Origin of the sequence: Nitrosomonas sp., assembly GCF_019752095.1 — a bacterium.
Taxonomy (GTDB): domain Bacteria; phylum Pseudomonadota; class Gammaproteobacteria; order Burkholderiales; family Nitrosomonadaceae; genus Nitrosomonas.
The window spans coordinates 82010-104124 of the sequence record NZ_JAIEMO010000004.1 but is presented as its reverse complement, the minus strand read 5'-3'; the positions used below and the strand labels follow the sequence as shown (position 1 = coordinate 104124).

General features: G+C 42.4%; 20 protein-coding genes. 10 read left to right on the top strand and 10 right to left on the bottom strand.

Going from position 1 to position 22115, the window contains the following annotated elements:
- Positions 1-2 precede the first annotated feature (2 nt).
- Positions 3-392, bottom strand: coding sequence for a RidA family protein (locus tag K2Q13_RS02240; RefSeq protein ID WP_292919028.1), 390 nt, complete (start codon positions 390-392; stop codon positions 3-5).
- Positions 393-544: 152 nt separating this feature from the next.
- On the opposite strand from K2Q13_RS02240, the gene murA reads away from it, so the two are divergent.
- Complete coding sequence (gene murA / locus K2Q13_RS02235; protein WP_292919027.1) at positions 545-1804, top strand: UDP-N-acetylglucosamine 1-carboxyvinyltransferase; 1260 nt, start codon at positions 545-547, stop codon at positions 1802-1804.
- A gap of 79 nt (positions 1805-1883) precedes the next feature.
- On the opposite strand, the gene K2Q13_RS02230 is transcribed toward murA, so the two are convergent.
- Positions 1884-2498, bottom strand: a complete 615-nt coding sequence (locus tag K2Q13_RS02230; RefSeq protein WP_292919026.1) for a hypothetical protein — start codon at positions 2496-2498, stop codon at positions 1884-1886.
- A 244-nt stretch (positions 2499-2742) separates the two neighbouring features.
- Here K2Q13_RS02230 and argH point away from each other — a divergent pair, with 244 nt between their 5' ends.
- The 6 genes from argH (at position 2743) to htpX (ending at position 9614) form a co-directional block, all read left to right on the top strand.
- Positions 2743-4179: an argininosuccinate lyase gene (gene argH, locus K2Q13_RS02225; protein WP_292919025.1), complete on the top strand. Its 1437-nt coding sequence runs from the start codon at positions 2743-2745 to the stop codon at positions 4177-4179.
- A complete protein-coding gene (locus tag K2Q13_RS02220) occupies positions 4163-5047 on the top strand; it encodes a fructosamine kinase family protein (RefSeq protein ID WP_292919024.1) in 885 nt (294 codons plus the stop codon). Before argH ends, K2Q13_RS02220 begins: the two co-directional genes overlap by 17 nt.
- 87 nt (positions 5048-5134) lie before the next feature.
- Positions 5135-6811, top strand: coding sequence for a CTP synthase (locus K2Q13_RS02215; protein WP_292919023.1), 1677 nt, complete (start codon positions 5135-5137; stop codon positions 6809-6811).
- A 141-nt stretch (positions 6812-6952) separates the two neighbouring features.
- Entirely contained in the window at positions 6953-8236 is a 1284-nt protein-coding gene (gene eno, locus K2Q13_RS02210) for a phosphopyruvate hydratase (protein ID WP_292919022.1), read from the top strand.
- The gene (gene ftsB, locus K2Q13_RS02205; protein ID WP_292919021.1) at positions 8236-8544 is read left to right on the top strand and encodes a cell division protein FtsB; all 309 of its coding nucleotides are present in this window, start codon (positions 8236-8238) and stop codon (positions 8542-8544) included. The genes eno and ftsB overlap by 1 nt, the downstream gene beginning before the upstream one ends.
- A gap of 185 nt (positions 8545-8729) precedes the next feature.
- Positions 8730-9614, top strand: coding sequence for a protease HtpX (gene htpX, locus K2Q13_RS02200; protein ID WP_292919020.1), 885 nt, complete (start codon positions 8730-8732; stop codon positions 9612-9614).
- A 99-nt stretch (positions 9615-9713) separates the two neighbouring features.
- Here the strand turns inward: htpX and K2Q13_RS02195 are convergent, their stop codons facing one another.
- On the bottom strand, positions 9714-10058 hold the full coding sequence (locus K2Q13_RS02195) for an exosortase system-associated protein, TIGR04073 family (RefSeq protein WP_292919019.1): 345 nt from the start codon (positions 10056-10058) through the stop codon (positions 9714-9716).
- A gap of 348 nt (positions 10059-10406) precedes the next feature.
- Between K2Q13_RS02195 and K2Q13_RS02190 the strand changes: the two genes are divergently transcribed.
- Entirely contained in the window at positions 10407-11696 is a 1290-nt protein-coding gene (locus K2Q13_RS02190) for a diguanylate cyclase (RefSeq protein WP_292919018.1), read from the top strand.
- 192 nt (positions 11697-11888) lie between these two features.
- On the opposite strand, the gene K2Q13_RS02185 is transcribed toward K2Q13_RS02190, so the two are convergent.
- The 4 genes from K2Q13_RS02185 to gluQRS form a co-directional block, all read right to left on the bottom strand.
- Positions 11889-12341 carry a PAS domain-containing protein gene (locus K2Q13_RS02185; RefSeq protein ID WP_292919017.1) on the bottom strand — a complete coding sequence of 151 codons (453 nt, stop codon included), beginning with the start codon at positions 12339-12341 and terminating at the stop codon, positions 11889-11891.
- Positions 12342-12397: 56 nt separating this feature from the next.
- Positions 12398-12883, bottom strand: coding sequence for an SRPBCC family protein (locus tag K2Q13_RS02180; protein ID WP_292919016.1), 486 nt, complete (start codon positions 12881-12883; stop codon positions 12398-12400).
- A 24-nt stretch (positions 12884-12907) separates the two neighbouring features.
- Positions 12908-14071: an FAD-dependent oxidoreductase gene (locus K2Q13_RS02175; RefSeq protein WP_292919015.1), complete on the bottom strand. Its 1164-nt coding sequence runs from the start codon at positions 14069-14071 to the stop codon at positions 12908-12910.
- A 164-nt stretch (positions 14072-14235) separates the two neighbouring features.
- Positions 14236-15126 (bottom strand): tRNA glutamyl-Q(34) synthetase GluQRS, encoded by an 891-nt coding sequence (gene gluQRS / locus K2Q13_RS02170; RefSeq protein WP_292919014.1) that lies wholly within the window; start codon positions 15124-15126, stop codon positions 14236-14238.
- Positions 15127-15271: 145 nt separating this feature from the next.
- On the opposite strand from gluQRS, the gene mpl reads away from it, so the two are divergent.
- Positions 15272-16666, top strand: a complete 1395-nt coding sequence (gene mpl / locus K2Q13_RS02165) for a UDP-N-acetylmuramate:L-alanyl-gamma-D-glutamyl-meso-diaminopimelate ligase (RefSeq protein WP_292919013.1) — start codon at positions 15272-15274, stop codon at positions 16664-16666.
- Between the two features lie 43 nt (positions 16667-16709).
- On the opposite strand, the gene K2Q13_RS02160 is transcribed toward mpl, so the two are convergent.
- The 3 genes from K2Q13_RS02160 to K2Q13_RS02150 all read right to left on the bottom strand — a co-directional run bounded on the left by K2Q13_RS02160 (position 16710) and on the right by K2Q13_RS02150 (position 20694).
- On the bottom strand, positions 16710-17237 hold the full coding sequence (locus K2Q13_RS02160; RefSeq protein ID WP_292919012.1) for an adenine phosphoribosyltransferase: 528 nt from the start codon (positions 17235-17237) through the stop codon (positions 16710-16712).
- A 128-nt stretch (positions 17238-17365) separates the two neighbouring features.
- Complete coding sequence (gene nirK, locus K2Q13_RS02155; RefSeq protein ID WP_292919011.1) at positions 17366-18466, bottom strand: copper-containing nitrite reductase; 1101 nt, start codon at positions 18464-18466, stop codon at positions 17366-17368.
- A gap of 245 nt (positions 18467-18711) precedes the next feature.
- The gene (locus K2Q13_RS02150) at positions 18712-20694 is read right to left on the bottom strand and encodes a monovalent cation:proton antiporter family protein (protein ID WP_292919010.1); all 1983 of its coding nucleotides are present in this window, start codon (positions 20692-20694) and stop codon (positions 18712-18714) included.
- A gap of 118 nt (positions 20695-20812) precedes the next feature.
- Here K2Q13_RS02150 and gshA point away from each other — a divergent pair, with 118 nt between their 5' ends.
- Positions 20813-22108, top strand: coding sequence for a glutamate--cysteine ligase (gshA, locus tag K2Q13_RS02145; RefSeq protein WP_292919009.1), 1296 nt, complete (start codon positions 20813-20815; stop codon positions 22106-22108).
- Positions 22109-22115: the final 7 nt, after the last annotated feature.

Here is a 22115-nt window from a genome sequence, read left to right as displayed (position 1 = left end):
TTTTATTCCTGCAATACCATGACCCCATCCATTTCTACCAACGCACCGCGCGGCAGAGCTTTGACACCGATTGCCGCACGCGCAGGATAGGGCTGTACAAAATGGCTAGCCATGATTTCATTGACTAATGCAAAATTGTCGAGATCAATTAGAAAAATATTTAATTTCACAATATCGTTCAAACTACCGCCGCTCGCTTTCGCCACCGCTTTCAGATTAGAAAACACCTGCTGGATCTGTGCTTCGATCCCATCCACCATTTGCATACTGAGCGGATCCAATCCGATCTGACCCGATAGATAAATGGTACCCCCTCCGCTGACCCGGATTGCTTGAGAATAGGTGCCGATGGCTTGTGGTGCATCCACAGTGTGGATTATTTGCTTAGTCATTATTTCTCCCTATGAATTGATTCGATATTTTTTGATATAGTTGGCACTATTGCATAACCTTTATCGCACTATTACGTTATGATGCAGCGAACTTTGGTACATTTCAACCACGAAAGAATATTATTAGAACTTATATTTAAGTTATTCACATTATGCAAAAACTGATTATCCAAGGTGGTGCACCACTGCACGGTGAAATCACCATTTCGGGGGCAAAGAATGCTGCGCTGCCCGTCTTATGTGCTGCACTTCTAACCGAGGAATCTTTAAAAATAAAGAATGTACCGGCGCTTCAGGATATTATCACCATGCTCTCACTGCTCAAACAAATGGGAACAAATGTTTCTGCACCGCATGCTTCGGAAATAACGTTATCAGCAGCCACATTGACTCATCTTGTCGCCCCTTATGAAATGGTTAAAACCATGCGCGCAGCTATTCTGATATTGGGACCTTTGCTCGCCCGCGCAGGAGAAGCCAATATTTCATTACCTGGCGGCTGTGCGATCGGTCTACGACCCGTCGATCAGCATATCAAAGGCCTGCAAATGATGGGCGCCGAAATCCATATCAAACACGGCTATATTCATGCTGTGGCAAAGAAACTACATGGCGCACGCATTGTACTTGACATCATTACCGTCACTGGAACAGAAAACCTGATGATGGCTGCAACCTTGGCGGAAGGCACAACAATAATTGAAAATGCTGCCCGTGAGCCAGAAGTCATCGATCTGGCCAATTGCCTCATCGCTATGGGTGCAAAAATTCATGGTGCAGGCACCGATATCATTACCATAGAAGGCGTACCATCACTGCATGGCGCTGAACACACAGTCATGCCTGATCGAATAGAAACTGGAACTTTCTTGGTCGCGGCCACAGCCGCCGGCGGTGAAGTTCTTTTAAAAGAAACAGATGCCCATTTGCTCGATGCGGTTCTGGACAAACTCACCGAAGCAGGCGCCCATATTGATTCTAATGAAAACTGGATCCATTTAAAAATGGATACCAAACCAAAATCAATCAATATACGCACCGCTCCCTATCCAGCCTTCCCGACCGATATGCAAGCACAATTTATGTCATTGAATTGCGTTGCTTCTGGAACATCCATTGTCACTGAAACAATTTTTGAAAACCGTTTAATGCATGTGCAAGAATTAATACGCATGAATGCCAATATCGAAGTTGAAGGCAATGCAGCCATTGTCCACGGCATTCCCCGGCTTGATGGCGCTCGTGTCATGGCGACCGATTTACGCGCATCAGCCAGTCTCGTGATCGCTGGTTTAGTAGCACAGGGAGAAACCGTCATTGATCGTATCTACCACCTAGATCGTGGCTATGAAAATATCGAGGGAAAATTATCGGCTCTGGGTGCGCAAATCCAACGCACTCAATCTCAATAAACCATAAAAAAGCCTTTGCAATTGCAAAGGCTTTTTAACTAATAGCAAAAAAACTAAACCATGCGATAGTCAATTCGCACTATAGTTTCTGCTGTTTGTAGCTAACAATAACCGTAGCAATTTTCTTGTTCAATCCCATCACAGGAACAACCAGTATCTTTTTACCATCAACATCTGATTTAACAGTGATTTTCTGCAGACTCAGAATCTCTCTAGGAAATAATTCCGCACCATTGGACTCTTCCAACCGTTTGTCCGTTGAAACCAACAGTTTTCCATCATCATCTATTAATACAACACGCTCGGTATCCTTCATTTTGACGATTTCATTCAAATACTGGTCTATTTGATCAATATTATTGCGAATTAACTCACCGCGAACTGCCCAGGACAAAATCTGCCCAAAACGCTCTTCTTCTTTGATATATTGCTTATCAGCATACTCACGAGCTTGCTGTGTAATCAGCACACGCTCTTGCTCAAGCTTCTTGACCATGTCAGATTCTAATTTACTGACAGCAATAAACTTCCAAGCAAAAATAACGACAATGATCCCAACCAACACCACTGCATACTTGCCTGGAAACTGCCTGGTCGGAGCTTTAGCCAACCACTCAAACTTGGCGCTTAATAGTGAAAAAAAGTTATCAACTTGCGATTGTTGGCTCTGATTTTGCTTGTTGCTGGCTGTCATGGATAACTCCTTGTGTTATTGGTAGCGAGGAAATACAAATTATCCACTAATCCTTAAGGAAGTAAAAGCAGCGCGCGCAATTAACTAGTAGTTTTACGCATGATTTGCTATTTTTGCATCAGAACTACAACACATACCACATACGTATATCCTTATCTCACAAGATAACTCACCTTGTATTTTGTTCTATAATAAACACTTCCTAGCATTATGCACAAAAAAAACAAGGAATTTCAGCAACATAATGGACAATAACCCTACAGCAAAAAAAGAAAACCACAAAAATACATGGTCTGGACGTTTCAACGAACCCGTCTCAGCGCTTGTAGAACGCTATACTGCTTCTGTTGATTTTGATCAACGTCTCGCCGAATATGATATCCAGGGATCGCTAGCTCATGCACAAATGCTTGCAGAGCAAGGAATTATCAGCAACGAGGATTTTACGGCCATTCAGCAAGGGTTATATCAAATCCGCGATGAAATCAGACTGCATCAATTCACATGGCTACAAGAACTTGAGGATGTTCATTTAAATATTGAGAAACGTCTAACAGCTTTAGTCGGCGATGCTGGCAAACGATTGCACACCGGGCGGTCCCGCAATGATCAGGTCGCTACCGACATTCGTTTATTTTTACGCACTGCCATTGATGAAATCGTCAACCTGATTAAAGCTATGCAACTTGCTCTGCTAAATTTAGCGGAACAACATATTCACACAATCATGCCTGGATTTACACATCTTCAAGTTGCACAACCTGTATCCTTCGGCCATCATCTGATGGCTTATTTTGAGATGTTAAAACGCGATTTAGAGCGATTGAGCGATTGCAGAAAGCGCGTGAATCAGTCACCACTAGGCGCAGCTGCATTGGCCGGCACTAGCTATCCAATCAAACGCGAACGAGTGGCGCAATTGCTGAGTTTTGATGGCGTTTGCCAAAATTCCCTGGATGCAGTATCAGACCGGGATTTTGCTATCGAATTCTGTGCCTGCGCTGCGTTGATCATGACGCATCTATCGCGGATGTCGGAAGAATTCATTTTATGGATGAATCCTGCTTTTGGTTTTATCCAACTTGCTGACCGATTTTGTACCGGATCGTCCATTATGCCGCAAAAAAAGAACCCTGATGTACCGGAACTGGTGCGCGGCAAAACTGGCCGAGTCAACGGTCATTTGGTAGCGCTACTAACATTGATGAAAGCCCAGCCGCTTGCTTATAACAAGGACAATCAGGAAGACAAAGTGCCACTGTTTGATACAGTCGATACCTTGACAGATACCCTGCGGATTTATGCCGATATGCTCAGTGGCGTGCAAGTAAATCAACAAGCAATGCGTCAATCGGTTTTGCGCGGTTATGCAACAGCCACAGATCTGGCTGATTACTTGACTAAAAAAGGCATTCCTTTCCGCGATGCGCACGAAATCGTGGCAAAGGCAGTGCAATTTGCGGAACAAAAAGGTTGTGATCTCAGCGATCTTGAGCTCAGTGAGTTACAAAAATTTTCTCCACAGATTGAATCCGATATTTTTGCTGTCTTGACGCCTGAAGGTTCGATGCAAAGCCGAAAACACACTGGTGGCACAGCGCCCGAACAAGTACAGGCAGCCATTCAGAAAGCCAAAGAATGGTTAACTGCAGAAAATTTAAAGCATGCAACCATGGCATGAAATTAGCAAGCAAATCTCTGCTGCCACTGATAGCTTCTTCGAAGTTAAACAGACCCACTCCATCGGCGGTGGCTGCATCAGTCAGGCTTATTGTATTACAGACGGAATACAACGCTATTTTGTCAAACTAAATACTTCTGGGAATTTGGCCATGTTCGAGGCCGAGGCCGCGGGCCTCATGGAAATTCACCACTCACACACATTGCGTGTTCCAGTGCCTGTTTGTTTTGGACAAGATACTCATGCAGCATGGCTCATTTTGGAATATCTGGATATTAATAATGGCAAACGTGGCAAGGCATCTGATTTGGGCCAACAACTCGCTGCTATGCATCGTACGACTTGTAGCCAATTTGGCTGGATTCGCGATAATACAATTGGACAAAATCCGCAAATAAACACGATTTCTTCAGATTGGGTCGAATTCTGGCGAATGCACCGTTTAGGGAATCAGCTCGATTTAGCTAAAAACAATGGATTTAATGGAAAACTGCAACAGCTTGGTGAGCAATTACTGGTGAATCTGGAGCAATTTTTTCCAGATACTCCGCCATCATCTTCACTATTGCACGGCGATCTTTGGAGTGGCAATTATGCTTATGATGAAACAGGAAGACCGGCGTTATTTGATCCCGCGGTTTATTTCGGCGACCGTGAAACCGATATTGCCATGACTGAACTTTTTGGTGGGTTTTCAGCTGATTTTTATTCTGCTTACCGCTGTGACTATCCTTTGGATTCCGGTTATAATATCAGGAAAGTAGTTTATAACCTGTATCATGTTCTGAATCATTTAAACCTGTTTGGTGGGGGCTATTACTACCAAGCTGAACAGATGATGAGTAAATTACTTGCAGAAATTCGCTAATAAGTTCTGAATCACGTTGCTCGTTCAAACGACATACAAAAGCCATCTTACTGTTCCAATGAACTATTCAAATTACTATAACCACTCATGACCAAGTATGTCTTTGTGACAGGCGGCGTTGTTTCTTCCTTAGGCAAAGGAATTGCTGCTGCATCTCTCGCCGCACTGCTTGAGTCGCGTGGACTTAAAGTGACAATGCTTAAACTGGATCCCTATATCAATGTGGACCCCGGAACCATGAGCCCGTTCCAGCATGGTGAAGTGTTCGTGACTGAGGATGGCGCCGAAACAGATCTTGATCTGGGTCATTATGAGCGTTTTATTACTACCCGAATGACTCGGCATAATAACTTTACTACCGGTCAAATCTACGAAAGTGTCATCCGCAAGGAAAGGCGTGGCGATTATCTCGGAGGCACCGTTCAGGTTATTCCGCATATTACGGATGAAATTAAGCGCTATATACAAGCTGGCGTGGGTAACGCGCAAATTGCGATTATTGAAATTGGCGGCACGGTCGGTGATATCGAATCACTCCCTTTTCTGGAAGCCATCAGGCAAATGGCCGTACAGAATCCGCGCACGGATACCTGCTTCATCCACCTTACCTTATTGCCCTATATCGGTTCGGCCGGAGAGCTAAAAACCAAACCAACTCAACATTCAGTCAAGGAGCTACGTGAAATTGGAATCCAGCCGGATGTTTTGCTGTGCCGTTCAGACCGTGAATTACCTGAGGAGGAGCGCCGAAAAATAGCGCTCTTTACCAATGTTCAGGAAGAAGCAGTTATATCAGCCATTGATGTGGATAGCATCTATAAAATTCCGGGGTTACTGCATGCGCAGATGCTGGATGGAATTATCTGCCATAAATTGAATATCCTGGCCAAACCTGCAGATCTGAGTGTCTGGAATAAATTGGTTTATGCACTCGAGCATCCCAAACACACGATTACTATTGCCATCGTAGGTAAGTATGTTGATTTAACTGAATCTTATAAATCATTATCTGAAGCTTTGATTCATGCCGGCATCCATACTAACAGCAGGATTAACATCAATTACGTTGATTCTGAGAATATTGAAACGGAAGGCACCCATAGTCTGAGCGAAATGGATGCAATCCTGGTTCCGGGCGGATTTGGCAAGCGCGGTGTCGAAGGTAAAATAATGGCCATCAACTTTGCCCGAACCAATCGCATACCGTACTTGGGGATTTGTTTAGGCATGCAACTAGCCGTGGTTGAATATGCACGCAACAAAACCGGCATGAAAGTTGCTCACAGCACTGAATTCAATCCCGACACACCATTTCCGGTTATCGGACTGATTACCGAATGGCGAACTCGGGATGGACAAATTGAAACACGCGATGAAAATTCCGATATTGGTGGCAGTATGCGGTTGGGAGGGCAAGAATGTATTTTGAAGAAAGATACCCTCGCCTGGAAAACCTATGGAACTGATACAATCATTGAGCGTCACCGCCATCGCTATGAAGTTAATAATCTTTATATCCCTAGATTAGAAAAAGCAGGACTTTGCATTAGCGGCTTCTCAAAGGAAGAGAATCTGTGCGAAATGATAGAGCTGCCTGAATCTGAACATCCTTGGTTCTTGGGTTGTCAGTTTCATCCGGAATTTACTTCCACGCCACGGCTGGGGCATGCGCTATTCAAGTCTTATGTGCAGGCAGCAATCCAATTTTCTGGCAAGCATCAACTTGCTGGGGATGAAAAAATTCACGCAGTACGCAACAGCTGACGGAGCACGAAAACCTTACAATCCAACAACAAAAGATAATCAAAATTATCTATATACATAATTGTATGTTGTAGTAGAAATCACAAAATCACCACCCACTAGTTAATTTAACAGTAAACACAAACAACAGGAAAATGCAGCATGAGTGCAATTGTAGATATCATCGCCCGTGAGATTTTGGATTCTCGCGGCAATCCAACTATTGAAGCAGATGTAATGCTGGAATCCGGAGCTTTAGGCCGTGCCTCAGTTCCTTCCGGCGCATCTGTTGGAACCAAAGAAGCAGTGGAACTGCGCGATGGTGATGCACAACGCTACTCCGGGAAAGGTGTTCTTAAAGCAGTAGAAAATGTTAACACCGAAATCTCCGAGGCATTAATGGGCTTGGATGCCGTCGATCAAAGCTTCATTGATCAATCCTTAATTGATCTAGACGGATCCGAAAACAAATCCAGACTGGGTGCTAACGCAATTCTGGCAGTATCGCTCGCGGTTTCCAAAGCAGCAGCCGAGGAGTCAGGATTGCCGCTATATCGCTATTTGGGAGGGGCTGCTTCAATGTCAATGCCCGTTCCGTTAATGAACTTAATTAATGGCGGCGCGCATGCCAACAATAATATTGACATGCAAGAATTTATGATTATGCCGCTGGGAATCTCAAATTTTCATGATGCCATCCGATGTGGTGCCGAGGTTTTCGGCACGCTCAAAAAACTTATCAACAATAAAAACATGCCTACTACAGTGGGCGACGAAGGTGGATTCGCGCCTAACCTGGAAAACAATGAAGCGGCTTTGCAATTAATCGTAGAAGCCATTGATCAGGCAGGTTATCAACCTGGAAAAGATATTGCAATTGGTATTGATTGCGCCAGCTCAGAATTTTTTCATGATGGCAAATACCATCTATCTTCTGATGGCTTGCATCTGACATCAGCCCAATTCGTTGATTATTTGGCATCTTGGGTGGATAAATATCCCATTATCAGTATCGAGGATGGCATGAGCGAGCATGATTGGGATGGATGGAAGTTACTAACTAGAAAATTGGGTGATTCAATTCAATTGGTCGGCGATGATATCTTTGTCACCAATGCAAAAATCCTGCAGGAAGGCATCAAGCAGGGCATTGCTAATTCTATCTTAATCAAAGTGAATCAGATTGGCACATTAACCGAAACATTCTCGGCCATTGAAATGGCGAAATGTGCGGGTTACACCGCTGTCATCTCACATCGTTCAGGAGAAACTGAAGACACCACCATCGCCGACATCGTAGTAGCAGCCAATGCGTTACAAATCAAAACCGGCTCACTATCTAGATCCGACCGCCTTGCCAAATACAATCAACTATTACGAATTGAAGAAGATTTAGGGGATACAGTAAGATATGCTGGTCGGAGCGCATTTTATCAACTTAAATAATGAAGCTACTGAGTTTCACACTACTAACGCTAGTCGTCGCAATGCAATATCCATTATGGCTGGGCAAAGCAAGCTGGTTGAGAGTTTGGCAAGTAGATCAAGAAGTTGCCACGGCACGTAAAAATAATGTGCTATTACAGAATCGTAATAACAAGTTAGAAGCTGAAGTAAATGATCTAAAACAAGGACTTGAAGCAATCGAGGAACGCGCCCGTAGCGATTTAGGCATGGTCAAGGAAGGGGAAATACTTTTCCAGATTGTTAGAAATGCACGGCCTCAAAATTCCCAGTCAGATATTGCACAATAAAATCCGCCCGAACTCCTGAACGAACTGAACACCCAATACTCTTTATAATCGAATGATCGCTATCTGGATTTTTATCAATTATCCGATTCAGCCTTAACTTAAATAAAACTTGCTTGAAAAAAGACACACAATTCACATATTACTTCTGATCCTTTCAGACTAAATCTTATCGTGGAGCAAAAATAATGAAAAGAGTTTTTCTCTTTATAATTACTAACTTAGCCATAATTGCCGTTCTTAGCATTACCTTACGACTGTTCGGATTTGAAAGAATATTGGACGAACAGGGTACGAATCTGGATATTAATTCATTGTTATTGTTTGCAGCTGTATTCGGATTTGGTGGCTCGTTCATGTCGCTTGCCATGTCAAAATGGACGGCTAAGCGTTTCACTGGCGCACAAGTCATAGAAATGCCACGAAACGCACAAGAACATTGGTTAGTGGCTACCGTGCAGCGACAAGCAAAGATTGCAGGTATTGGTATGCCAGAGGTAGCCATTTATGCAGCGCCGGATGTCAATGCGTTTGCCACCGGAATGTCAAAAAATGCCGCATTGGTTGCCGTGAGCACTGGATTATTAAGTAACATGAGCCAAGATGAAGCTGAAGCAGTGCTGGCCCATGAAGTCAGTCATATCGCAAATGGTGACATGGTTACTTTGGCGCTGATACAAGGCGTCGTCAACACATTTGTAATCTTTCTGTCACGCGTCATCGGACATACGATAGATCGCGCCGTATTCAAAACGCAAGAAGGTCACGGACCCGCTTTCTGGGTTACGACTATTATTGCTGAAATTGTTCTGGGTGTTCTGGCCAGTATCATTGTCATGTGGTTTAGTCGCCAACGCGAGTTTCGTGCCGATGCAGGCGGAGCCAATCTAGCGGGAAAAGAAAAAATGATTGCTGCACTTCGACGATTACAATTAACTCACAAGCATGCTCATTTACCTGATCAGCTAGCTGCTTTTGGTATTTCCGGAAGCAGAAATGGATTGACGAGGTTATTTATGTCGCATCCACCACTGGAAGAAAGAATTGCGGCACTTGAAACACAACAACGCTAGACTTTGACATTAGCAGACAATGAGAAACGCCACGCAAACCGCATGGCGTTTTGTCTTATATAAGAAATCTCTTATAAAACTAGTTGCACTGTAAAAAAATTAATAAGAAGTTTCTCTCGAAAAATCTTCCCAGATATATGGCGGATTTACTGAAGGTTTTAATGGCATCCAGAAGGTTGCCACATCCAATGCTCCAACGAGTGTACGACCCACCGTATGCATGAGACCCATTGCCAGTCCAACGGTGACACCATAAATCGGGCCATCTTTCTGTCCCGTCAGCACAATATTCTTTGGTAATTCTACCCACCCAGTAGTCACGTTAGCTATTCCACTTACAAATCTCTCGCCCGAAGTGTTGAAGTTGCTGCCAGAAGCAACCGCCTGAGACGAGAGAACAAAAGAAATCGCAAGTACCAAAGATAATTTAACAATACTTCTCATCACCCCCCCTTATACAGTTTTTAGAATTAACTGAATTTTGCCTTTGATGGAAACAAGCAAGAATTCCCTAGCAGTTTACCCTTTTGGAATTAATCATACAAATCAAGCTGCAAATATACTGTGATCTATCAGTTTTATACGACTAACGTTGAGTCTCTGTAAATCTCACAGAACAAATCTGCTATGTATACGGATCACCTACAAACATGATTGAGTTTGCAATACACGGCAACCCAATAATTTCTAAAAAAAACAAGCTGAATGTCGATAACTATGTTCCTAGAAAAATTAGTAGCCAACTAATTTACTGATCATACTCAGATTATGTCATTGAAAGGACACCGTAGCATGGAAGGACTTATTGTTGAACCATCCAGAACTTATCAGAAACTTTTGTCATCTGCTATCGAACTAGGTGGATTGGAAACAAAACAAGTTTCAACTGGTAGTGAAGCACTAATGTTGTTGAGAAATCAACCGTTTGACTTGGTATTTATCGCGATGCATTTACAAGATATGAATGCCTCCAAGTTTTCATCTCATCTTCGGGCGGACTCGCATACCTGTCAAATACCTGTGGTTATGATAACTTCAAATGAAGACAAAGAATTATTGGACGAAGCATTTTCGGCAGGTGTAACAGAAATATTTGCCAAGCATGAGCTCGATAAAATCACAAGTTATGCGGCACGATTTTCCAAGAAAAAATGCAGCAAGACAATCTCTGGACATATTCTATATATAGAAGACAGTCAAGCAACTGCTAATCAAACATTGACCATACTCCGAGACAATGGATACACCGTTGACCATTTCACTAGCGGTGAAGAAGGTATGTTAGCATTTCATAAAAATGTGTATGATTTAGTGCTCACTGACATGCTGCTGAAAGGAAAATTAAACGGTCGCGGTATTGTAAAAGCCATCAAACAACATGAGAATCAGAACAAAAATCACATCCCTTTATTAATATTCTCAGTTCTTGACGATGTTGCACACAAAGTGGAATTGCTGCGTTTAGGAGCAAATGATTATGTAACCAAACCACTCATTCAAGAAGAACTACTTGCCAGGATTAATAATCTGATTACCGGCAAGAAACTACTAGACAAGTCAATTGCACAACAAAATATGCTACAAGAAATAGCAATGAAAGACCCATTAACCGGTCTGTACAATCGCTATTTCTTGTTGGAGGCCGCAGCATCAAAAATACGTGATGCAACACGGCATAATATTCCATGTAGTTTAATCATTATTAATACAGATCATCCCAGATTAATCAATGAGAATTATGATCATTCACGGAGTGATACTATTCTAAAAGACATAGCTTCACTCCTTAAAAAATCTATTCGCAGAGAAGATATCGCTGCCAGATTTGATGGAGAAGAGCTTGTGCTTTTGTTATCTCATTGCAACATCGAAGATGCAACGATCATCGCAGAAAAGATTCGCAAATCAATTGAAAATTTGCAGCTAAACAGTTTAAATACGACTGTAAGTATTGGCATTACGGAAACCCATCGTGAATTTACTTTAGATTTCTTAGATTTACTCAGAACCGCTAGGGAAGCTCTTCATCTTGCCCAATTAAATGGAGGTAATGAGGTAGTTGCTCGTACCATTCGCCAATAACTCGCGCCTATAGCTATTAACACGCTCTGTTGCGGTTTACTGCTACCGGAAACTTATCTAAGACAAAAAAAGACATTAGGAATGTAAAATCGCATACTAACGTTACAATGCAAATACACTGTAATAGCGACAAACAGGCAAAGCCACAAAAAACCGATTCATACCAATGGTTTTTCTGAATATCTGAAAGACTTATTTCTTAAGTGCTTCCAGCTGCTCTTTCAAGGCTTTAATTTCCTCTTCTGCCCGAATTTGTGGAGTAATATCGTACTGTACTCCGAGGAAATAGAGGAGGTTTCCATTTGAGTCAAAAAGCGGAGACATCAGTAGGTGATTATAAAACAATTCGCCATTCTTGCGATAGTTTCGCAGTACCACTTCCACGGATTCTTTATTTTTTATGGCTTCCCGGAGTTGATTAACAGCTGTTTGATCACGTTCATTTCCCTGCAAGAAACGGCAATTCTTTCCTACGGTCTCCTCCAATGTATAACCTGTTATGGCTTCAAATGCCTTATTGACATATACCAAAGGCAAATCCTCTTGATCAGGATCAGCCAACGATACTCCATTGACACATGAATCAAGAATCTTGGACAATACTTGTGGAATTAATCCAGGGTCTTTTTCAACGATAAAATCCATGATTTTCTCTCCAGGTTTATCAGCTCTTGGCTAAATGCGCACATTGCGATGATTGATTAGTTTGAACCAGCTCCAGCTATATCAGACTCAATGAGTTTCTTGATGTTTTTTACGGTTCTCTCCGTTCCATCCTGAACCGCAATGCGCACCAGTTTTTCAAAGGGTCTTACATGAAGATCGAGACTTAACAGTTCAAAGGAAAACGTTATTTTGCTTTCAGTCTCATTGATTGATTCCATCAAATAATCGCATCGATAAGGATCGGATGTTCCTTTAAAGCAAATCCGTTTACCATTATCAAAAGCTTCAACTTTAAAAGTTGATTCCGAGCGATTACCTTGGTCCACACGTACTTGCCGACATACCGTTCCCAGTTGTATTGGACCTTCAGTCTGCTTTTCCAATTCCTTGACTTCTGGCGACCAACGAGGATAGTTAACAAGCAAGTCATTGCCAATAAAATTGAAAAGCTTATCTGCCGGGCATTGAATAGTTGTGCTGGCCTTGCCTATTACAGGATTATCTTTAAACAAACCAAGCATATCATATCTCCTGCGTAGTGTTTGCTAAACCAAGTAAGTATCGATACCTGCCAATAATAAATCATATTGAGCTTCTACGAGCTCTTTTATTGTCAGTGCTGGTATGCCTGTGATCAAGTTTCCTTCCGAAACCAACCACCCAACAGCATCCGCAGGTCCAATGCTTACGACGTAGCCTAATTCGTGATGTATGTAGGGTTCAAGTAGTCCAGGAAAGCCTGAATGTCGTAATATATTGCGCGCCACTAATTTTCCTTTACGAACGGCTGATTGTGCTGTCAGGGTATTTGATCCCAACGATTGATAGTGCGAGCAGTCACCGACTGCAAAAATGTTCTGCAAAGGCTTCTGATTAACTAGAACCTGCCCAAAGGCATTAGCCGTATAAGTTTTTTGCTGCTTCTTGCCCAGAAACAAAATTGATGCACTGGACGGCAATTCAAATTGCTTCTTTGTAATCTTTTCGGTTAGAAAAACCGCATCAGGGCGTTGCTCACTGTAATATGTATTAGGGTAAAAAGCAATATTCAAGTCACGCATTCGGGATTCAGCATAAGCCCCAAAACCATCGGGAAATTGCTCAAGCACATGTTCGCCCGAATGAATCAAGCGTAACTCTGCTTTACTTTTCACACGCACCAAAAACTGTTTAATCTCAAACAGAAACTGTATGCCCGTTGCACCGCCACCCACGACAGAAATCGATTGGTTCGAAGCATTGTTTTGATCAATAAATTTTCCTAATAAATCAGATCCATTGGTAGTAGTGAAATCATACAAACTTAATACATTTTTTGAATCCATAGCATCAGATGCGTTATTCTCGCACCCGGATGCTATAATCATATAATCAAATTTAAGAGCCGCTTCATCGAGAATTAATTGTTTGTTTTTTTGACAATTCTGCAATGTATTCTTATCAAAGTTGACTGATGCCAGCACATGTCGGCACCCGAAACGATTTTCCAGATCACTGAAAGAAAATAATAAATCTGTTAATGGATACCTGAATGTTTCATGCAAATGTGTAATCTTCAGATGCTGCGTTCTGGGATCTATGAGTGTGATATCTGTATCGGGAGCGAATTGCAAAAGATTTGTTAATGCCGCAAGCCCTGCGTATCCTCCGCCCACAATAACTACTTTCAGTTTTTTTTGTTTCACTATATTAAAAGGCAAAAAAGCCACAACATCTCCTTACCTGATGTTACTAGGGAACATGATTTATCTCGGTATCTTTAGTTTCAATCTAAGCAATTTTCAGGGATATTGCTGATCTTCGATACTACAGACTAGCACAAATATTACTTTGATAGCTTCAATTCGAAACTAATCACATTCACATAAAATCATCATGGAATAAGATTGATTTGCCAATTCTCTCTAGCCCATTGCCAGAAGGATGAAAGATCACCTTCGAGAATCTCCAGAGGGGGTTTTTGTCCCAAGAAATACAGCGCCTTGACTAGTTGCGGCAGTGCATTTGCGAGTTCTATTGGCTCAGCGTTTGTTTGTTTACTGAGCTTCTCACCCTCTGCATTAGTTACGACTGGAAGATGCATATATCGCGGCGTGCTATAACCTAATAATTGCTGGAGAAATATTTGGCGTGGCGTAGAATCTAAAAGATCTGCGCCACGTACGACATGCGTGATACTTTGCTCAGCATCATCGACTACAACCGCCAATTGATAGGCATAAACTCCGTCAGCTCGGCGTAGTACAAAATCGCCAATCTCCAGCTTGAGTTTTTGCGAATATGATCCCTTTAAGATATCTTGAAATTGAATTTGATTTTCATTGGTTTGAACACGCAGCGAATATGATTTACCCAATAAGGGAGGATTTTTCAAACACGTTCCGGGATAAATAGGCCCACTAAAACCAATAATGCTGGAATCAGCAATTTCTTTTCTTGAGCAGGTACATGGATAAGTTAAATTTTGGTTCTCTAGCGCATTAAGTGCTTCTTGATAAGCTTCGGAGCGTCGACTTTGAAAAATAATTGCTTCGTCCCATTCCATTCCTAGACTTTCTAACGCAAATAGAATTTCACTCGCAGCTCCCGGCACTTCACGCTGAGAATCAATATCTTCAATTCTAACTAGCCACTTACCTCGGTTGAATTTTGCATCGAGATAACTGCCCATAGCCGCAACTAGCGAACCAAAATGCAAAGGTCCAGTTGGTGATGGCGCAAACCGGCCACGATAATCTTTTTCTATCAACGAATGAGTACTCACAAGAGAAAGGTTGTTGAATTTATAAAATACTACACTACTACATTGCATCAGTATTACTGACTAAACTTATGAACTATAATTTAGCAATCAGAACAATTGATTTGTTTTTCTATTTCTTCTAAACGAAATTCTTTTAAGCTGGGTCATGCACATTCACATACTTGGAATTTGTGGCACTTTCATGGGGGGGATTGCAGCCATTGCGCGAGAATCCGGGCATAAGGTAACAGGCTGCGATCAAGATGTTTATCCGCCGATGAGTACACAGCTTGAGTCTCAAGGCATAGAATTAATATCAGGCTACTCAGCCGAACAAATCCAACTTCAGCCAGATATATTCGTAATTGGTAATGTAATTACCCGCGGAAATCCACTGATGGAAGAAATTCTTAATCGAAATTTACCTTACATTTCCGGCCCACAATGGTTATCAGAAAATATTCTGAGGCATCGCTGGGTACTTGCTGTCGCCGGAACACACGGCAAAACCACAACCAGCTCAATGCTGGCCTGGATATTAGATTACGCTGGATTAAACCCAGGTTTTTTGATTGGCGGAATTCCCGAGAACTTTGGCCTATCTGCAAGAATTGGAAATATTCCATCAGAACAGGCACAGGATTTCGAATCAAATTCTGCTGAAATTTCACCGTTTTTCGTTATTGAGGCAGATGAATATGACACGGCTTTCTTCGACAAGCGTTCTAAATTTGTTCATTATCATCCCAGAACTGCGATATTAAACAATATTGAATTTGATCATGCTGACATCTTTCCAGATCTTTCAGCCATCAAGCGTCAATTCCATCACTTTGTACGAATTATTCCCAATAACGGTTTGATCGTAGCCAATAGAAAAGATGAGAATATAAAACAAGTTCTGACACAAGGCCGCTGGACTCCAGTGGAGGAGTTTGGGGCTGAAGCTAGTTGGAATGCCCAATTGCTCGCAAACAATGAAATGGATATATATTGTGATCGGATCCATCAAGGACGGTTGCATTGGGATTTATTAGGCGAACACAACCGCATGAACGCTTTGGCAGCATTAATCGCTGCCAGACATGCTGGAGTACCCGTTGAAACAGGAATTACAGCATTGTCAGAATTCAAGAATGTTAAACGTCGCATGGAGATGTGCGGCACCGTCAACGGCATTACTGTTTATGATGATTTTGCACATCATCCTACCGCAATTCAAACAACGCTGAATGGTTTAAGAATCCACATTGGTCAAAAAAGAATCATTGCGGTACTCGAACCTCGCTCTAATACGATGAAAATGGGTGTTTGGAAAGATTATCTTGCGCACAGCCTGCAAGACGCTGATCATGTTTTTTGCTTCACACGTGATTCGCAATGGGCAAAATCAGCCCTTAGCACATTAAACGAGCGAGTCGATTACTGCGATGATTTAAATCAGTTAATACAAAATATCGTTGCCATTACAAAACCTGGGGATCATATCTTGATCATGAGTAATGGCAGCTTTGGTGGTATTCATGATAAGTTATTATCAGTCTTGCAAGAGAATCAGTGACACATTCTGGCACAAATGCTTGGAACAGGTTAGTGTAGAATGCTCACTCGCCCTCGAATTCACATAATGCAAAGACTCTATGTCCCAATTTCTCCAAGCGAGCTCTCCCCCCAACGCCTGGTAAATCAATCACGAAGCAGCATTCTACGACTTTTCCACCCATATCTTCTATAAGGCCTGCAGCCGCTTCTGCAGTCCCACCAGTTGCAATCAGGTCATCGATCAAAAGTATCTGATCTCCTGGTTGAATTGCATCTACGTGAATCTCAATACGGTCACTGCCATATTCCAATTGATAGTCTCTTCCCAGAGTTTCCGCAGGCAGTTTATTTTGTTTACGGATAGGGACAAAACCTTTACCTAATTGATAGGCAACCGGTGCGCCAATGATGAATCCACGTGACTCGATTCCGGCCACTTTATCAATTGTGACCGCATCATAACGATTAGCAATTTCCTGTATGGTTGTATACAACCCAAAAGGATCTTTTAATAGTGTTGTGATATCACGAAACATGATTCCATGTCGTGGATAATGAGGGATAGTGCGAATACGAGATTTAATGGGCATATTCGAATGATATTTATAAACAATATAATGAGCAAAATGCACACATTGCTAATGAAAAAGGCCTCAACCCTTTATAAGGTTGAGGCCTTTTGTTTTATATGCCTTTAATAGCTACACTAAGTCAAATCTTAGTGATCCATTGCAGCTTTCGCATCAAAGCTTGCAGGAGCTTTGAGCTGAGTCATCAGGTCATCATTCCATTTACCTTCAACGTTCATATGCAGCGCAGCGCCTAGCAATACAGCTTCAATCAGGTTATGACTGAGGTATACATACAGACCTGGTTGTTCAAATTGATAGGCTGCAGCAACTGCTGAACCGGCTGGAACAAACCAAGTTTCTTGGCTGGTAAGCGGTGTATCGCTGAATGAACCACCTACCCAGTACAGATCAGCATGACCACCAATCAAATGTGGATAAGAAGCGCGATTAGCTTGAGAATGGATAAACAGAACTTTCTCACCTACTTTAGCTTTCAGTGCATTGTCACCGGTAATCGCACCAACTGCACCGTTAAATACTACGTGAGTTGGAATGAGTCCTTTAGATACTTCTAACATGTCTGCCATACCTTCGGCTGGTGAGCCATAGGTTTTGAAGTTACCTTTATCGTCTTTTGGCAGATAGAAATCTTGTTCACCAATGTAAAAAGCTTTATCGTATTTATATGGTTTGCCTTTTGCGTCTTTCAGACCATCGCGCGGCAACACCATAATAGCTCCGTTCATGCCAGAGATAACATGAAATGGAATCATGGTTCCGCCAGGCGCACAATGGTATACAAATACGCCTGGTTTAACAGCTTTCCAGCGTACAACGACTTCTTCACCCGGTTGTACCAGTGTTAAACCAGCACCACCCAATGCGCCGGTTGCTGCATGGAAATCCACGTTATGAGCCAACGTGCTGGATTTTGGATTGGATAATGTCAATTCGACATAATCGCCTTCATGCACAATGATGAGTGGACCAGGGATACTGCCATTGAAAGTCATACCCCAAGCTTTCGCACCAGGAGCAATCTCTACGAGTTTTTCCTCGAAAGCCATTTTTATTTCAACAATCTTTGGTCCACCTTTAGCAACCTGGTCGTGCACAGGAACATTTGGCGGAGCCACCAGTTGTTGTTTTACACGTGGTAATTTAGAAATGTCTTGTGCTACCGCTACCTGAGTAGCAGCAAAACAAAGCAATCCCAGTCCCACAACCGCCTGAACAGCTTTAATCATATAACCCTCCATAAATGATGAACTTTGCGCTTTTTTTATGCGCCATTCTTAATTTGTTGAGACAATCTCAAATTGCTTCAACACTTTCCCTTTTCTGAATCACAAGAGTAAAGGGCAGCGTGGGAACTATACACTTTCTTCGTTGTACTGTCTATTTTTACGTGACGTAAACCACTGAAATCTTTTTAATAAAGTCACAATATGAATAGGGTATTTTCTCATTACATGAATGAAAAATAATTCTTTTATCCTTGTAATAATTTAATTTCTGCAGCAGCCAAATTATCTTGTGTACCTCTGAGTACAATAACGTCACCCGCTTCAAGTCGTGTCTCGCCAGTAGGCATTAATCCACGAATGTTTCGCCTTCTCACTGCAGTTACCTCAACAGCTAAGCCAACCAAATCAAGATCGCGCAAAGTTTTATTGATAGCCGCTGCGCCCGGAGTAATCATTATTGTGAGTAACCGTGGAAATATTTTCTCATGATCGTTTTCCGTCTCATCGGTCAATCCGTGATAGAAGCCACGCAATAAGCTGTATCGCTGCTCACGAATTTCTCGTATGCGGCGCAATATGCGCCCCGTCGAAATATCAACAAACATTAAAGCATGGGATGCCAGCATCAAGCTCCCTTCCATGATCTCTGCCACGACTTCCGTAGCACCCGCATCCTTCAATAAATCAATATCGGAATCATCACGGGTTCGAACGACAACAGACAGTTCTGGACGCAGTTCCTGCACATGTTTCAAAATCTTTAAGGTCGAAATGGTATTGGAGTAGCTCACAACCAATACTCTCGCACGCATCAACCCTGCTGCAATTAATACTTCACGACGCGCTGCATCGCCATAGACAACTGACTCCCCTGCACTGGTCGCTTCATGAATACGTTGCGGATCAAGGTCCAATGCAACAAACGGTATTGATTCTTGCTCGAAAATACGCGCTATGCTTTGCCCACTTCGCCCATAGCCGCATACAATGACATGATTTTGTGTCACCATGGTTTGTGTTGCGATGGATGTTATTTGCATAGCACGATGCATCCAATCCGAGCCGTAAAAGCGCTGAATCATTGGCTCACTATATTCAATCAGGAATGGTGCAACAAACATCGACAGCACCATCGCTGCCAAAACAGGCTGGAGAATTGAATTCTCCATTAATCCAACTGCACTCGCCTGCGCCAGCAAAATAAACCCAAATTCACCACCTTGCGCTAAACTTAACCCTGTTCTTATCGCCACATTGGACTCAGCACCGAATAAGCGCGACAAACCAGTAATCACGATAATTTTAAAAATAATGAGTGTTATCAGAATGACAAATACCCAGAAAAAATTCTCTATAAGCACCTGCATGTCCAGCAACATGCCAATAGTTACAAAAAACAAGCCTAATAATACATCTCGAAATGGTTTGATATCGTCTTCAACTTGATAGCGGTATTCCGTCTCGGAAATCAACATGCCCGCAAGGAATGCACCCAAAGCCAGTGACAAGCCAGCCGATTCCGTCATCCACGCCAGCCCAAGAGTAATCAACAATACATTTAAAACAAACAGCTCCGAAGATTTCTGCCTAGCAACTAAATGAAACCATGGACGCATGAGCTTTTGCCCAATGAATAAAATAAATGCCAATGCAATAACGATTTTCACAATTGCGATCGTCAGCATAGTACTAAAATCGTTGGTATCCGCATCAACTTCAACCCTCAATGCGGGTATGATAATGAGCAATGGAATGACCGCTAAATCCTGAAAAAGTAATACACCTATTATTTGCCTTCCATGTGATGTATTAAGTTCAGCCCGTTCAGCCAGCATTTTGCTTACGATGGCAGTGGATGACATGGCTAAAGCCCCTCCGAGCACCAATCCAATGCGCCAATCCATTTGCAGCAACCACGCAATCACGATAACCACCAAAATCGTGATTACCACTTGCGCCGTTCCAAAGCCAAACACAATTCGCTTCATGGCAATAAGTTTAGTCAAACTAAATTCCAGGCCAATACTAAACATCAGAAAGACCACACCAAATTCAGCCAGATGACGCGTTTCTTCGTTATCCGAAATCCACCCTAAAGCATGTGGCCCAATACTGACACCTGCCAACAAATAACCTAGCATTGGAGGTAAGCGCAATAGTCGAAAAACGACCACGGCCAGAACTGCGATAGCCAATAAAATCAGAACCGGTTGCAGCGGATTAACCATGACAAGCAAATAGCATCAGGAAATATATGAAAAACATAAGATACTTGAGGATCGGACTGATCACAATCTATTTAATCCATAATGCTATAATGGCTCTGGTTCAATAATTCAAAGCAAAATGCCAGTACCTCATCTTTCCACAGCCCTGCGCGGTCCGATTCTTGACCTCGAAAACCGTATCATTAATGCCATGCCAACCATTGAACACTGGATAAGGGGAAAATGGCGCGAATACGCAGTGCCGTTTTATTGTTCTGTTGATTTACGTAACAGTGGCTTTAAATTAGCACCGGTTGATACTAATTTATTTCCCGGCGGGTTTAACAATTTAAATCCGGAGTTCATTCCTTTATGCGTGCAAGCGATGATGAACGCTATCGACAAGATATGTCCGGACACGCATAGTTTATTGTTGATCCCAGAAAATCACACACGCAATATTTTTTATCTGCAAAATATTGCCACCTTACAAAATATCATGCAGCGAGCCGGATTGAATGTACGTATCGGCACCTTATTGCCGGAAGTCACTACTGCAACTAGCATTGATCTTCCAGATGGACAATCTATTAAGCTTGAACCGATTGCGCGCACAAACAACAAGTTAGGTTTAGAAAATTTTGAACCCTGCGCTGTGCTACTTAACAATGATCTATCAACTGGCATTCCTGAAATTTTACAAAATTTGAATCAAATCGTGATTCCACCTTTACACGCCGGTTGGGCAACACGCCTTAAATCTAACCACTTTTCCGCTTATGATCGTATTGCGCTTGAATTTGCAGAATTAATTGGTATTGACCCTTGGTTAATCAACCCCCGCTTTAATTCATGCGGAGAAATTAATTTTCATGAAAAACAAGGAGAAGAATGTGTAGCAGCCGCTATTGATCGAATTCTCTCGGTGATCAAGAAGAAATATCAACAGTATGGTGTCAAGGAAGATCCATTTGTCATTGTCAAAGCTGACTCAGGAACCTACGGAATGGGAATCATGACCGTAAAAGACGGTTCGGATATTTATAAACTCAACCGCAAGCAGCGCAACAAAATGGCTGTAGTGAAAGAAGGATTACCGGTCTCCCATGTACTGGTGCAGGAAGGTGTTTATACCTTTGAAACGATCAATCATGCGGTAGCGGAGCCAGTCATCTACATGATTGATCGCCACGTCGTCGGCGGTTTTTATCGCGTTCATACCGGGCGCGGCATGGATGAAAACTTAAATGCTCCCGGTATGCATTTTGTGCCGCTGGCATTTGAAACCACCTGCCTGGAACCGAACGCATCCCAGTCAAACATTATTCCAAATCGGTTTTATGCCTATGGTGTTGTGGCGCGTTTGGCACTACTAGCCGCCGCATTAGAATTGCAACAAACCGATTCCTCTGATGCAAAATTAAATTCCGCATAAACTTTGC